At 41.4% G+C, this 14938-nt stretch carries 13 protein-coding genes and 4 pseudogenes; 13 read left to right on the top strand and 4 right to left on the bottom strand.

The features are described 5' to 3' along the window. Positions 1-57 precede the first annotated feature (57 nt). The gene (locus O3629_RS02635) at positions 58-3288 is read right to left on the bottom strand and encodes an LPXTG-anchored zinc carboxypeptidase (RefSeq protein ID WP_371608667.1); all 3231 of its coding nucleotides are present in this window, start codon (positions 3286-3288) and stop codon (positions 58-60) included. Between the two features lie 114 nt (positions 3289-3402). Then, positions 3403-4365 (bottom strand): aromatic acid exporter family protein, encoded by a 963-nt coding sequence (locus tag O3629_RS02630; protein ID WP_125334922.1) that lies wholly within the window; start codon positions 4363-4365, stop codon positions 3403-3405. Between the two features lie 96 nt (positions 4366-4461). Here O3629_RS02630 and rlmB point away from each other — a divergent pair, with 96 nt between their 5' ends. From rlmB to rpsI, 5 genes are all read left to right on the top strand, one after another. Then, positions 4462-5190 (top strand): 23S rRNA (guanosine(2251)-2'-O)-methyltransferase RlmB, encoded by a 729-nt coding sequence (gene rlmB, locus O3629_RS02625; RefSeq protein WP_031576142.1) that lies wholly within the window; start codon positions 4462-4464, stop codon positions 5188-5190. A gap of 18 nt (positions 5191-5208) precedes the next feature. Beyond that, positions 5209-5721: an NYN domain-containing protein gene (locus tag O3629_RS02620; RefSeq protein ID WP_003004212.1), complete on the top strand. Its 513-nt coding sequence runs from the start codon at positions 5209-5211 to the stop codon at positions 5719-5721. After that, positions 5721-6584 carry a DegV family protein gene (locus O3629_RS02615; protein WP_125334920.1) on the top strand — a complete coding sequence of 288 codons (864 nt, stop codon included), beginning with the start codon at positions 5721-5723 and terminating at the stop codon, positions 6582-6584. The genes O3629_RS02620 and O3629_RS02615 overlap by 1 nt, the downstream gene beginning before the upstream one ends. A gap of 152 nt (positions 6585-6736) precedes the next feature. Continuing rightward, positions 6737-7183: a 50S ribosomal protein L13 gene (gene rplM / locus O3629_RS02610; protein ID WP_002876943.1), complete on the top strand. Its 447-nt coding sequence runs from the start codon at positions 6737-6739 to the stop codon at positions 7181-7183. Positions 7184-7201: 18 nt separating this feature from the next. After that, positions 7202-7594: a 30S ribosomal protein S9 gene (rpsI, locus tag O3629_RS02605; protein ID WP_002893764.1), complete on the top strand. Its 393-nt coding sequence runs from the start codon at positions 7202-7204 to the stop codon at positions 7592-7594. Between the two features lie 109 nt (positions 7595-7703). Here the strand turns inward: rpsI and O3629_RS02600 are convergent, their stop codons facing one another. Both O3629_RS02600 and O3629_RS02595 read right to left on the bottom strand, forming a co-directional pair. Then, complete coding sequence (locus O3629_RS02600) at positions 7704-7925, bottom strand: tyrosine-type recombinase/integrase (protein ID WP_002893762.1); 222 nt, start codon at positions 7923-7925, stop codon at positions 7704-7706. Positions 7926-8169: 244 nt separating this feature from the next. Continuing rightward, positions 8170-8778 carry a DUF1269 domain-containing protein gene (locus O3629_RS02595; RefSeq protein ID WP_371608666.1) on the bottom strand — a complete coding sequence of 203 codons (609 nt, stop codon included), beginning with the start codon at positions 8776-8778 and terminating at the stop codon, positions 8170-8172. Between the two features lie 350 nt (positions 8779-9128). Here O3629_RS02595 and O3629_RS02590 point away from each other — a divergent pair. The 8 genes and pseudogenes from O3629_RS02590 to O3629_RS02555 form a co-directional block, all read left to right on the top strand. Continuing rightward, positions 9129-9272: pseudogene (locus O3629_RS02590) on the top strand (IS982 family transposase); the annotation flags it as partial. A gap of 3 nt (positions 9273-9275) precedes the next feature. Beyond that, positions 9276-9609: pseudogene (locus O3629_RS02585) on the top strand (diacylglycerol kinase family lipid kinase); the annotation flags it as partial. Positions 9610-9757: 148 nt separating this feature from the next. Next, positions 9758-10348 (top strand): annotated as a pseudogene (locus tag O3629_RS02580) (transposase); the annotation flags it as partial. Between the two features lie 180 nt (positions 10349-10528). Beyond that, positions 10529-10807 (top strand): DUF6110 family protein, encoded by a 279-nt coding sequence (locus O3629_RS02575; protein ID WP_002893755.1) that lies wholly within the window; start codon positions 10529-10531, stop codon positions 10805-10807. Position 10808: 1 nt separating this feature from the next. After that, positions 10809-12872 carry a heavy metal translocating P-type ATPase gene (locus O3629_RS02570; protein WP_002893754.1) on the top strand — a complete coding sequence of 688 codons (2064 nt, stop codon included), beginning with the start codon at positions 10809-10811 and terminating at the stop codon, positions 12870-12872. Between the two features lie 299 nt (positions 12873-13171). Next, positions 13172-13786 carry a CadD family cadmium resistance transporter gene (locus tag O3629_RS02565; RefSeq protein WP_002911684.1) on the top strand — a complete coding sequence of 205 codons (615 nt, stop codon included), beginning with the start codon at positions 13172-13174 and terminating at the stop codon, positions 13784-13786. Between the two features lie 11 nt (positions 13787-13797). After that, a complete protein-coding gene (gene cadX / locus O3629_RS02560) occupies positions 13798-14136 on the top strand; it encodes a Cd(II)/Zn(II)-sensing metalloregulatory transcriptional regulator CadX (RefSeq protein ID WP_000711078.1) in 339 nt (112 codons plus the stop codon). Between the two features lie 181 nt (positions 14137-14317). Then, positions 14318-14655, top strand: a pseudogene (locus O3629_RS02555) (hypothetical protein); the annotation flags it as partial. Between the last annotated feature and the right edge of the window lie 283 nt (positions 14656-14938).

The following is a 14938-nucleotide window of genomic DNA, read 5'->3' as shown; positions in this document are numbered from 1 at the left end:
AAGAACCTTCGCAGACGCGAAGGTTCTTTTCATGTCATCCAAGTCTAAACCTGGAACTTACTCAACTTCTTTCTTTTTCAAGAGGAGGAAGCCTCCGCTAACGGCTAGCAAGAAGGCTGAAAGAATGAAGTGTGCAGCTGTGTCTTCTCCAGTTTGTGGCAATTGTGCCTTAGCTGGACTTTCTTGGAAGCTTTGTCCTACTTGGTAAGTCAAAGCTTGCACGCTTTCTCCATTTTCCACAGTTGTTTCTTTTTGTGGAAGGAGCACTTTAGGAGTGTCCTTCTTGGCCAAGATTGGCTGTGGAGTGGTTGTTTGGTTATGAATTGGAACCACCACTTGATCTGGTTCTTTAGCTGGAACGTAATCCATCAAGCTAGCCAATTTGCTGCCAAAGATCGCATTGGTTACCCAGCGGAAGAAGTGGACAGGGTGTTGACGGTTGGTTGGATTTCCTGCATAGACAAAGAGTGGTTGTCCCATGAGTTCTCCAGAGATCGCCATGACTTTGTTGGCTAGAACATCGTTATGTGGCCACCAGCCAGCAATGTAGTAGTCGCTCGGAGCGATACTCATCAAGGTTTTGAAATGCTCTGGAACCTTTTCAATCCAGTTTCCTGAGTTGGAGTAGAAGAGGGTATTCTTCTTGTATCCGCTGGTCAATGGATCCTGATCATCAATGATCGCTTTCATCAAGCCTTCGTAGTCGCTACCGCCTTTTAATTTTTCAGCGTCAAATCCTGCAAGAACTCCCAATTTTTCCAGTTTCTGCATGGCTTCCCCGCCGATGACGAGAGTTGGTTTCTTACCAAATATGGAAGCATCAAAGCGGTTGCTTTCCAAAATAACAACATCCGCTTCTTCTGGCGTATTGACGATTTGGAAGCCTAATTTTTCAAGGACCAGACTAGTATGAGCAGGCGCATCGACTCCAGCCCAATTATAGTGGTAGTTTGGAGAGTAGACCTTCATCGGTTTCAAGGTTGGTCCGCTTGGTACCTTGTAGAGGGCATCCCCATAAATGGCATAGTTTGGCAGGAGTGAAGCAAAGGTATCGCGGTCAACGATGTAGCCATCATCTGTTAGGTAGACAGATTTTCCTTGGGAAATGGCCTGGTTGATAGCTTTAACGGCACTGGCTGAGGTATTTGCGATCACATAGTAAGGAGCTTTTGGATCGATCTCAGAAGTACGAGTCGCACGGGTAGTGGTGACTTCCCCTAATTTTCCATTGAAAAGACCATCCGCAAAGACAGGTTCGGACTTGAACCCTCTCATATCTGGGAAGTTAACCAGCAATTCTGCGTACATCGCAGCCCAGGCAGATTCGTTGGAGCCCTTGTAGAGAATATGGTTGGCATAGCCCCGTTTGGCTTGGGCCATATCAATGACTAAGTCTCCTTTTTTATAGTTGCCAATATCTTCTTTGAGTTCTTTGACGAGGACACCATTGCGTTTGAAGTAGTCGATCATATTGAAGGCTTCTTGGGCATCGTTGTCTTTGTCGAGGCTCATTGGGATGACGTAGTAGTCTGGGAAGAATTTTGGACGACCGTTTTTTACACGTCCAACGATTTCCCCATTTGGGCCGACCAGTTCATTTTCAGCTTTTGGATCTTCAGTTTTATTGAGACCACGTAAGTAGAAGTTGAGCCGCATCTCAAGGAGACGGTCTGGATCTTGGTTGAGGAAGTCAATGCCGCCGAGGACAGCATTGCGTCCAGCCTTATAGGATTCTTGGTTGGATTCTGGTATTTCAATGGTGTGGCCCAAGATGCCGTGATAGACAGCATAGACACCTGTATAACCTGAGAAGGAATCATCCCAGCCATCTCCCCAATCCAGTTTTGGAATGATGTAACTGTCGTATTTGGAATTGGCAACTCCAGCCCGGCCCATATGATGGGCATTTTCCAGCATGAGGTTGGACATGAGATCGTATTCAAAGTTCGGATCATGTGGAGGTGTTGCAGGTTCGATTAAGAATTCTTTTACAAAACCGTGTAAGTCGTAGAGAGCGATCGGATTCCACTTGTTGATCATTTGGATGACGGTCCGGACTTCAGGGTTGGTTTGGTAGCTGGCATCCCGGTTTGGATCGAGCCCGTTTGCTAGGGCCCGCAGGTTGAGAGCGTCCCCATCTGGGTTTTCCGTGAAGTCAAATAAGAAGATGAATTTATTGAGCAAGGTTGGAATATCTAGCGTGACAGTTTTAGCATTTCCAGCTTCATCAGTGGTGTTAAAGGTCACCTTTTCCTTGGTTGCAAAGGTATTAAAGAGGCCTGTGATGATATCAATGCCAGGCTGCTCATCCGCGTGGGTGTTGTGGACTAAGACAGGTAGTTTGTAATCCAAGGTCTTGTCCTTCAGTGCAGCCAGCATTTCGCTTGGTTTGGTCAAAGCTGTAGGATTGGTGCTAGACAGGTAGTGATCGATGCTGGCTTGGTCCTTACTCACAATTCCCATCTTCATGTCCCGGCCTTGGGCGCTCTTACCAAGGGTTTCTAACTGCACCAAACGATCGGGTTTCGCTTCTTCCTTGGATTTTTCGATAGCAGCTAGCATCTCTTCATGTGTATGGTAGTCTTGGTAAGGTCGAAAAACAAGAGTTTTATTGATGGTCACACCCAAGTCTGCATTGGTTCCGACCAGCTCATGATTGCCGATGTAGTTGCGATAAGTCCGGCGGATATTATTTGGGCTCCGAAGGCTAAGATCTTCACCAAAGAGATCCTGCACGTCGATGTGGAGATCCAGATCATTTCCGTTTGCGGTCTCTGTGATGGTAAGGAATGGATCCTTGCTTAGTGTTCCTGTCTCCATATCCCAAGTTTTCCACTCAGAGAGAGGCTTATTGTCTAAGGTCCAGTTGATCTTGCCAGCAGCTTGAGCTTTTTCTTGGACTTTGTCATCAATCGTACTCTTTTCAGAGAGATAAATGGTGCTATCAGCCAATCGTGTCGCTTGGTCAGCGGTCGTTGTCGCACGGGTAGTGCTTGGACTAGCGGTTGGCGCAACTTCTGTAGTAGAAGCCACATCAGAAGTCGCTGTTGCTTCTGCAGAAGTGGCAGGGGCTGCGGTGTCTCCTTTTTCAGCTGTAGCAGGACTGGCAGTCTCAGCTGTCACAGCTTGCTCAGTAGCGGGTGCCGCTTCAAGGACCGTACTTGGCTCTGTTTGAGGCGCTTCTAAGCTATCGGCTGATACTTGGCCATGACCGATGACAGAAAGCAAGACAGCAGCTGAGAGGCTGAGTGTCGTAGTGTACAAATGTTTCTTATACGAAGACTTCATATAGAAGACCCTCCTTAAAAAGTTATTTTCCTACTCCAGTATACCATTTTAGGAAAGCGTTTTCAACATTTCCCGCAATAAAGAAGCCTTTGCATTTCGCAAGGGCTTCTCTGTCTATTCTGTCTCCTGATGAAATTGTTGGTAAAAATCAACCTTGACCTGAATGAAGGTTTCTAAATCTCTTAACAATTGGAGCAAGGTGGCGCGTGTTTCAAATTCTTCCCGGGTCTTGGGCAAGGGCCGTTCGCGGAAGATCGCCAAATACTGAGTAATATCATCTAGAAGATTTTGGGCAGGATTTTCCTGACTTAACTGTTGCGCAGTCTTCTTAAAAAGTTGAGCCAAGATCATACTTTCACTCGCTGCTAACTGACAGCGGTTGACGTTTTCTGCCATATCCCGCAGGATATCGTTTTGGCGCTTGCGCATTTCGAAGTAGTGAATGTGGTAGTTGGTTTGGTGAAAAAGGTGGTTGGAATGATCCAGATAGACCAGATTTAAAGCGTCCTTTAGGATACTATCCAATTCCTTGATCAAGCGGGCATCGTTGCGACCATCCCCTTTACCAAGTAATTCCGCAAAACGGGCAAGAATCTTCTTTAGTTGGTCTTCGACAACATCATGATAGTGATCGATCGCTGCCTGGTGAGAGGGCATATAGAGATTGGCTAGTAAGGCAAAGCTGGTTCCTATTAAAAAGAGGGCAAGTTCATTGAGCAAGAGCCCCCAGGAAGTAGACTGCTCAATCAAGAGATGGGTGACGAGGACCGTACTAGGGGTGATGCCGATCTGCCAGCCCATTAGAAAGGCGCATGGAACATAGAGAGCGATAAAGACTCCCAGTGCCCAAAGGTTGAAGCCAAAAAAGGAAAAAGCGAGACTTCCGATCACAAGGGCCAGCAAAGTCGACATAAAACGCTGATAGGCTTGCTTGATCGTACTGCGACGCGTATCAGAGATACTCAAGATGGCAATGACGCCAGCTGAGATGGCATAGGTCAAGCCCAGAGCATAAGCAAGGGCAGCTGCTAAACAGGTGGCCAAGGTGAGCTTGATGGTTCGTTGAAAAAGAGGCATGGCTTCCTTTCTATTTTGCTGGTTTCGCTGAGATAGATTTCATTTCATTATATCATGAATTGGCCTCATCCTCCTTTCTTGTGGTATACTAGTTCTATGGAAAATAACGATATCGTATACGGTGTCCATGCAGTCACCGAGGCTTTACAAGCCAATACAGGCAATAAATTATATATTCAAGAAGACCTCCGAGGAAAAAATGTCGATAAGATCAAGACCTTAGCAGCTGAAAAGAAGGTGTCGATTTCTTGGACGCCAAAGAAAACCCTGCAGGAAATGACAGAAGGAGCTGTTCACCAAGGCTTCGTTCTTCGTGTGGCAGCCTTTGCTTACACAGACTTGGCAGCGATTCTGAAACAGACAGCCCAAGAAGAGAACCCGCTTTTGTTGATTCTCGATGGTTTAACAGATCCGCACAATCTTGGATCTATCCTACGGACAGCTGATGCGACCAATGTATCAGGAGTCATCATTCCTAAGCACCGGGCAGTCGGGGTAACCCCAGTGGTTTCTAAAACTTCTACCGGAGCAGTGGAACACATTCCCATTGCGCGTGTGACCAATCTTAGCCAAACCTTAGACAAGCTAAAGGAAGAGGGTTTCTGGGTCTTTGGAACCGACATGAACGGCACGCCATCGCACCAGTGGAATACGGCAGGCAAGTTAGCCTTGATCATTGGCAATGAAGGAAAAGGAATCTCAGCCAACATCAAAAAGCAAGTCGATGAGATGATTACCATTCCCATGAATGGTCATGTGCAAAGCCTCAATGCCAGTGTGGCAGCAGCCATCCTTATGTATGAGGTCTTTCGCAATCGACTATAATCCTAGAAAGGCAATGATATGAAACGAAAAATCTTATTGGTTGACGGCTATAATATGATTGCCTTTTGGCAGGAGACCCGCCAGCTCTTTCAAAAAAGTGAGCTCGATGCAGCCCGCAACATCCTCCTGCAAAAACTGAGCCACTATGCTAGCTTTGAAGGGATCGAAGTCATCTGTGTCTTTGATGCCCAGTATATGCCAGGAGTGCGGCAGACCTATGAGGAGTTCAATGTTCAGGTGGTATTTACCGGCGAGGATGAAACGGCAGATGACTATATCGAGCGTTTGGCGGCAGAGCTTAATACGCCCCTCCACCAAGTTTCGGTAGCGACCAGTGACTTAAATGAGCAATGGACCGTATTTGCTCAAGGAGCTCTTCGGGTATCTGCCAGAGAGTTAGAAAAACGGGTCGCAGTCGTCAAAGGAAACCTCAACCAGGCGCAGCGAGTGGTCAACGATCAAAAACCACCCATGCGACCACTCGATCACGAAGTATTGCGACAATTACAAGAAATGATGGGAGACAAGTAATGACATTTGCTATTTTAACCGATTCGACCGCAGATTTGGACCAAAACTGGGCCAAGGAACACCAGGTAACCATTCTGGGTTTGACCATTGAGTTAGATGGGACGGTTTACCAGACAGTAGGAGAAGGTCAATTGACCAGCCCTGAGCTTTTAGAAGCCATGAAAAATGGAGCCAAACCGACAACCAGTCAGGTCAATGTGGGCCAATTTCAGGAGACCTTTAAGCACTTTGCAAAAGATGGAAAAGCTGTACTTTATGTAGCCTTTTCATCGGTCTTATCTGGGACCTATCAGAGTGCAGTCATGGCACGAGACCTGGTTTTAGAAGACTACCCGGAAGCCGTGATCGAGATTGTCGATCCGAAGGCTGCTGGGATTGGAGAGGGCTACCTGGTCATGCGGGCAGTAGCAGCGCGCGATGCGGGTCGCTCATTAGCAGAAGCCAAAGAAGAGATCATGGCTCTAGCTCCAAAACTGCGGACCTATTTCCTCGTCGATGATCTCTACCACCTCATGCGTGGTGGTCGCCTCTCAAAGAGCGCTGCGATCATGGGAAGTCTAGCCAGCATCAAGCCCATTCTCTGGATTGATGCAGAAGGGAAATTAGTGCCCATTACGAAAGTTCGTGGACGCAAAAAAGCCGTCCGAGAATTACTGGAGTTGATCAAAACCGATATCGGTGAAAGCACAGCCTTGGTCTCTTATACAAACGATCTAGAAGGAGCCGAAGCGTTGAAGGCAGAAATGCTTGCACTTGATGGCATCGACGAAGTCCTTGTAACGCCCCTTGGACCAGTCATCTCCGCCCACGTCGGCCCAAATTCCTTGATCGGATTTGTCATAGGAAAAGAAAATCGCAAATAATTTTCCAAATCGGTTGACTTTTATCTTAGAATTTTGATACAATAGTAGGCGGTATTGTTTACCCCATTTGTAAGGCCCCGGAACCTTTCAAATACCCTGCGGACCGGAACATCCGCCCTGTAAACAAAAACGACATTCATATAGGAGAAATCATGAACAAAACTACATTCATGGCTAAACCAGGCCAAGTAGAACGCAAATGGTACGTTGTTGACGCAACTGATGTACCTCTTGGACGCCTTTCAGCAGTTGTTGCAAGCGTGCTTCGCGGAAAAAACAAACCAACATTCACACCTCACACTGATACAGGTGACTTCGTAATCGTTATCAATGCTGAAAAAGTTAAATTGACTGGTAAAAAAGCAACTGATAAGATCTACTACACTCACTCAAACCACCCAGGTGGATTGAAATCAATCTCTGCTGGTGAACTTCGTTCTAAAAATGCAGTACGTTTGATCGAGAAATCAGTTAAAGGTATGCTTCCACACAATACTCTTGGCCGCGCTCAAGGTATGAAATTGAAAGTATTCGTTGGAGCTGAGCACACTCACGCTGCCCAACAACCAGAAGTTCTTGATATTTCAGGACTTATCTAAGGAAAGGAACAATAAAGTATGTCACAAGCACAATATGCAGGTACTGGACGTCGTAAAAACGCTGTTGCACGCGTTCGCCTTGTTCCAGGAACTGGTAAAATCACTGTTAACAAAAAAGATGTTGAAGAGTACATCCCACACGCTGACCTTCGTCTTGTAATCAACCAACCATTCGCAGTTACTTCAACTGCAGGTTCATACGACGTTTTCGTTAACGTTGTAGGTGGTGGATACGCAGGTCAAGCAGGAGCTATCCGTCATGGTATTGCTCGTGCCCTTCTTCAAGTAGACCCAGACTTCCGCGATTCATTGAAACGCGCAGGACTTCTTACACGTGACTCACGTAAAGTTGAACGTAAGAAACCAGGTCTTAAGAAAGCTCGTAAAGCATCACAATTCTCAAAACGTTAATCAATACGATTATATCAACGTTTACAGACATTCAAGAATTATTTCTTGGATGTCTTTTTTGTTTCAAAAAATCAAAGTTCACCCCAAAATTCACCCCATATTCACCCCATCAATTTTTTAAACTACGAAAAGCAATATCACCTACAGTCTGATTGACTTTATCTTTGATATTAACGTAAGTTTTTGTAATCTCTTTATCACTATGAGTAAGAGCTTCTGAGAAGGCTTCAAGAGAAACACCTGCTTGTTTAGCAAGAGTAGCACCAGTATGTCTTAGTTTGTGTGGTGATGCTGGTGCTAATTCGGGATGTCTTCGTCTGACTGATTTCATCTTGATAAAACTTAAAATTTTTCTAATTATAACGAAGCATAGTCAAAAAGCTATGACCTCTATATTCACAAAAAAATCCAGACCAATACTAGTCCAGATTTCTTGTCTATTAAACATTCTTTTCAAAGAATGGAAGAACGGCTGTAACGGCTTTGTCAACGCAATTATTTAACTGTGAGAATCCGACGCACATAAATTTTAAATGGCGTCTCAGTCACATTTAAATTTATGAGACGCTTAGACGTTAGGCTTTCAATTTGTCAAATTTTGCTTTGACATTTGCCTTGAATTCTTCAAGTTTAGCCTTGCGTTCGGCTTTACGTTCATCCTTCATTTGTGCACGTGCCTGGTTGTAGAGGTCTTCTTGGACTTGCAGAGCTGCTTCGATTTCGGCTACGACGGTTGCTACATCCCAACGCACGATTTGGGTGTCGTACTTGGTGAAGTAAGCATCGATGACTGCTTCGTTGTTTTCTTGCACCAAGGCGACAACGGCTGTTTCGCCGTCGATCAATTTTTGAGACACAACGTCAATCAAGCCAGCTTCTGCCGTATCAACGGTATCACCAGCAGCCAAACCATAGAGGCTGCCAATACCATAACCAAACAAGACGCCGATAGGACCACCCAAAAGCCCGATAACTGCACCGAGCAAGCCACCTTCTAGGGTTGCATCCGTCGTTGAATCTTCAAAGTCATAGCGTTCTTTTTCAACGATGTGACCGTTTTCATTTTTGACCAAGGCGATTTGAGCAACCTTGGTCGTCTGAGTTTGGCGGAAAGCCTTCAAATCCGCAAAGGACTGATAAGCTTCGCTTTCAGTGTTAAAGACTGAAACTACTAGGTTTTCCATAGTTAGTACCTCTTTTCTAAATATATACGTTCATTATAATACAGTTTCAATCACTTTTCAATCATTTTAGTGCGACATTTTAATTGATATGTCGCGTTTATCAGCGTCAAAGAACAGTTTCAGGCAGCGGTATATCTTTGCCATATCCCAGCCCAGACACTCTGGCGACTCTGAGTGATTATCAAGAAAGGCGTCCAGCAACATCTTAAAGCCTCCCGTGCAAAAAGTAAATAAATAGTGTTTTTCCTGTATGCCTGTCACACGGCTAAAAGACCGCTTGACCAAATCTTCCAGAAAATTATAGCAGATATTATGTACCAGCTCTGTGTAGCGAGTCTGATGAGCGTGCCGAATCACATCGACACTTTTATAGAATCTGCCAACTGTTTCCTTATGGTCGAATCCTTGAAAGAAGTCGCTTTATTCGTCGGTCAAGACAATTAATTTGGCTGGTGCAACTGATTCGCCAAGCTATGAACAAGCAATTATTACCTTTTGAAAGCAAAAATGGCAATTATGAAGGTGAAGCTACTCAGGTCTTAGTTCTTCTATCCAATTACTATGCAGACAAAAAACTATTTGATGAAAATACAGATGAATATGGAAATATCTTGATTTTAAAGGATTCATCCATCATTTCTAAATTATCGGCTATCCCAGATTTATTAAAAAGGGGATCTAGTAGGTAACAATAATATCGAATATATCAAAGTACGCAATATTAGGATTTCTTCAGAGGTTGAGTTAGAGTCAGATGTTGATGGGGATAAGTCGGATAATCTGCCAATAGATATAAAAATACTAGAAAACAGGCTTGAAAAAGGCTCGTAAAGCTAGCCAGTTCTCTAAACGTTAATTCGTTGCTGGACAGCAGAATACAAACGAAAACACTTTGCATCTTGCAAGGTGTTTTTTTCTATGAGAACTGGCGGTGCGCAATTAGGATAGCTCTAGCGACTTTAGTCGCATAGAGATATGCTATGCACAGTTGCCTCAAGAAAACAATGCTTCTTGGTCCACCCTGTTAGACAAGCTTCAAAACCAAGGAATCCAACAGATTTCTCTTGTAGTTACAGATGGCTTTAAGGGGCTTGAGCAGATTATCAGTCAGGCTCACCCATTAGCTAAACAACAATGTTGCTTAATTCATATTAGTCGAAATCTAGCTAGTAAAGTGAAACGAGCAGATAGAGCGGTTATTCTGGGGCAATTTATAATGATTTATCGTGCTGAAAATTTAGAAATGGCAGGACAAGCTTTAGAGGACTTTCTCGCCGAATGGAAACCAAAGTATAGGAAAGTCATGGAAAGTCTGGAGAAGACGGATAATCTTTTAACTTTTTATCAGTTTCCCTACCAGATTTGGCACAGCATGTATTCGACAAACCTCATTGAGTCTCTTAACAAAGAAATCAAACATCAAACGAAAAAGAAGGTTCTTTTTCCTAATGAGGAGGCTCTGGAACGTTACTTAGTTACGTTGTTTGAAGATTATAATTTCAAGCAAAGTCAACGAATCCATAAAGGGTTTGGTCAATGTTCTGATACACTTGAAAGCTTATTTAATTAACACTCCGTAACTCTACTTAAGTGTTTACACATAATTATTTACAGTATCAAAAAATAAAGTATATTGTTTTCATCATAATATAATTAAATATCAGTATAGAGAATTTTATCTATATATCAGATATCAGCAATTGCTTTTGCTGTCATTTTTCGCTACAATAGTTACAAGGAGGAAATAAACATGTTAAAAGAAGTATTAAACGTCGCAAAAGTTGCGAAAAAATCATCTCTCTTCTTAGGAGGGGTAGCATTTGGGACGCTTGGCTTGAAAGTCTTAGCAAGTAAAGAAGCTAAGAAAGGCTATTCTAAGGCCTTGGCTAAAGCTTACAAATTGAAAGATGGACTGGATGCATCTGTTTCTGTTGTAAAACAACACGGTGATGATGTTTTACAAGACGCTAAATATTTATACGAACAGGAAAAGAAAGAAGAACAATTAGATAGCCTGACAGGTGAATAATATGTCTTTTAAAGTGCTACACAGAGGATATCAACATATCCGATTATCGTCCTCGTTTTCACTGACCTTGGATATTCAAGATTATCTTCGTTCCTTGGCTAAAGATGAAAAAGGGATCGACTCTATTCAGTTTTATATGGATCAGCAGCACTTTACTCTACGTATGAAAGAAGGCTTCTCTGTATTAGAAAATGCAGAGGCCTTTTTAAAAAAAATTGACAAGGGGAAAGTTTCGGACTTGATGACTCTTCCCATTCGTAGAGAAGAGAGTGCTTATTCAATTGTATCGGGTGCAGCGATTAAGCGTTTGCTGTTTCGAAGTTTTGTACCCTACCCTATTCGTTATATTTGGACTTGTTATCAGGCTTTGGGTTATGTCAAAGAAGCCTATCAAACTTTAGCGCGCAAGGAACTAACCATGGAGGTCTTGGACTGTTCGGCCATTTTGTTGTCCTTGTTTATGAACCAATCCAAGACAGCTAGCAACATCATGTTTATGCTTGATTTGGGTAATCATCTGGATCAGTGGTCTTTAAAAAAAACAGCAACAGATTTGGAACAAAGCCTTCTTGCTAAAGAAAGTGATGTTTTCTTAGTGCGGGGAGACATGGTCATCAGCATCAAGAGTTCTGATGTTCAAGTAGGTGATGTATTAGTTGTCTCCCAAGGTAATGAAATCTTGTTTGACGGCCAAGTGGTTTCAGGATTAGGCATGGTCAATGAGAGTTCCTTGACTGGAGAGAGCTTCCCTGTTGAAAAGAAAGAGGGAGATTCTGTATGTGCGAATACTGTTTTGGAAACAGGAGAGTTAAGAATTCGTGTGACTGATAATCAGATAAACAGTCGTATTTTGCAACTCATCAATCTGATGAAAAAATCTGAAGAGAGTAAGAAGACAAAACAACGTCATTTTATTAGGATGGCAGACAAGGTTGTAAAATATAACTTCTTAGGTGCTGGTTTGACTTATCTGTTAACAGGTTCGTTTTCAAAAGCCATTTCCTTTTTATTGGTGGATTTTTCATGTGCTCTAAAAATATCCACACCTGTAGCCTACCTTACGGCCATAAAGGAAGGTCTAAATCGAGAAATGGTTATTAAAGATGGTGATGTATTAGAAAAATATCTGGAAGTGGATACTTTCTTGTTTGATAAAACGGGTACCATCACGACGAGTTATCCTTTGGTTGAAAAGGTTCTTCCTTTCGGAGATTATACTGAGAAAGATATTTTAAGAATAAGTGCATGTTTGGAGGAACATATCTATCATCCTATTGCCAATGCAATTGTTAAACAAGCTGAAATTGAAGGCATTGAACACGAAGAAATGCATGGCAAGCTTCAGTATGTTGCAAGCAAAGGGATTAAATCGCAAATTGATGGTCAATCGGTTGTCATTGGAAATTATGTACTAATGCAAGACGAACAGGTAAGAATTAGTTCTGAGCAGCTGGCCTTGATTGAGCAATATAAGACTCATTACAATTTATTGTTTTTGGCTTATAAGAAAGAATTAATTGGGATGTTTTGTATCCACACTCCCTTGAGAAGCGAGGCGAAAGTTGCATTGAAAAAGCTAAAGCGCCAAGGGAAAAAACTGATTCTGGCAACTGGTGATACGTTGGCTAGAACAGAAGAGTTGGTTAAAGATCTGCCATTTGACAACGTTTATACTGATTTAAAACCAGATGGTAAGTTTCAGTTGGTTCAGGAATTACAGAAAGCTGGCCGAACTATTTTGATGGTTGGAGACGGGTTAAACGACTCTGCTGCCTTGACGCTTGCAGATATTGGGGTTGTGATGAATGAAAGTGCTGATATTTCTAAGCAGATGAGTGATATTTTATTATTAGATAATCGTTTAGATTTCTTCGAGGAATTGAATTCTTTATCTGAATCGTTGCAGAAATTAATTCAAAGAAATATTCAAGAAACAGTTGTAATAAATGGAAGTTTAATTGGATTTGGGTTGTTAAATTGGTTAAGCCCATCTAATCTTTCGATATTGCACAATCTGACTACTTTAAGAATCGTCCTTCGTAGTCTTTCTATTAAAAGTAGGTAAGAGACCGAGAAGCTGAGGTTATAAAAACTAAAAGGAGTTGTCTCATTTGAGAATAACGGTTCTTTGTCAACTGTAGTGGGTTGGTGGAAAATTATACCCTGGAGAGGACCAAATTGGTTCTCTCCTTTTAAATATTGAAAAAACCATTGGCAGTGGACATACTTTAAGACTATATATTTCTGAAACTAGTTTCACAATACAAATATTGACATGCAATTATTAATTGGTGGATTTTAAGTTGACATCTACAAAGGTTAATGTTAGAATACATTCAAAAATATATTTGAATGAGGTGTTTTATGATTCAAAATATTGTTACTTCAATAATCCTGTATTCTGGGACAGCCGTAGACTTACTTATTATCCTAATGTTATTTTTTGCCAAAAGAAAAAGCAGAAAGGACATCATTAACATCTATTTAGGACAATTTCTAGGCTCTGTTAGTCTAATATTCCTAAGTTTGCTTTTTGCATTTGTCTTAAATTATATTCCTAGTAAAGAGATTTTAGGTTTACTCGGTTTGATTCCAATTTTCCTAGGCCTCAAAGTTTTGCTTTTAGGAGATTCTGATGGAGAAGCTATTGCAAAAGATGGTTTGCGAAAAGACAATAAAAACCTGATTTTTCTAGTCGCTATGATTACTTTTGCAAGTTGTGGCGCTGACAATATTGGTGTCTTTGTCCCATATTTTACCACCTTAAATTTAGCGAATTTGATAGTGACTTTACTTACTTTTCTAGTCATGATTTATCTCTTGGTTTTTTCTGCCCAAAAATTAGCACAAGTCCCTTCTGTTGGAGAAACTTTGGAAAAATATAGCAGATGGTTTATTGCCGTTGTCTATTTAGGATTGGGGATGTATATCCTGATTGAAAACAACAGCTTTGACATGCTATGGGCTGTGTTAGGCTAGGAGAAAAAATTATGAAAAAAGATAGTATCTGTCAAGTGGATGTTATAAATCAACAAAATGTTACAACCGCAACGAACTACCTTGAAAAGGAAAAAGTCCAAAAATCACTTCGCATTTTATCAAAATTTACCGATAATAAACAGATAAATATCATCTTTTATCTCCTTGCCGTCGAAGAACTCTGTGTCTGCGATATAGCCTGTTTATTAAATCTCAGTATGGCATCTGCCTCCCACCATCTTCGTAAACTAGCCAATCAAAACATCTTGGACACTAGAAGAGAGGGGAAAATTATATATTATTTTATAAAAGATGAGGAAATCAGAGATTTTTTTAATCAACTAGGATAACAACTATTTTTACTACTTTTCCATGATTATAGGGAGATTATATATGAAATTTTTTGATGAAAATTACTCATAAGAAATACCTACTCGTATCAAATGTTTAAGAAAAAAGTATAATTTAAAGCAAAGCGACCTAGGTAATGCAGGTCAAGTTAGCCAAGTTGAAAAGGGAGGAATTTGAAAGAATTTGTATCTTTTATTTTTTGTTTCATTTATGCCCTATGCTACTGGAATAGTTAGTAGCATAGGGCACAGCTCTTTTATGGACTGATCGTTATTGTTTCAACGGTAGCAAACTGGTTTTTACATAAAGTAATTGATAAACCCAATATAGATCAGAAAGAATTACTTGAAGCTACCGCACAATATAGGAAGTTATTGATACCTGACCTAATAATTAAAGGAGTGGGATTGATTCTGTCCTTAATTCTCTATCCTCCGATTATGATGTATAGTGTTTTAATTGCGGCATTTTACATCATAACTTTAAAAACACTATCCGAAAAAAGAGTGAATAACTAAAAAACGGTGACCAAAGTTAGGTGTATTATTTTAATGCTTACAGACCTAAACTATTCCCCTATTAAAACAATATTGATTCAAATTTTATGAAATGAATAAGTAGATTTCGTTCAGAAAATCCTTGATATTACGCTGTTTTTAGTCCAACTGAAATCAATACTTTCCAAACCAGGTCTTAAGAAAGCTCGTAAAGCATCACAATTTAGTAAACGTTAAAACTTATTTAAACTTATTGAAAGCATTTCGTATCAAAAATACGGGATGCTTTTTCTGTTCACCCCAA

It is taken from the genome of Streptococcus sp. 27098_8_12 (assembly GCF_041432115.1).
Taxonomy (GTDB): domain Bacteria; phylum Bacillota; class Bacilli; order Lactobacillales; family Streptococcaceae; genus Streptococcus; species Streptococcus parasanguinis_V.
The sequence above is the reverse complement of the archived record's forward strand: the minus strand, read 5'-3'. Positions and strand labels throughout refer to the sequence as shown.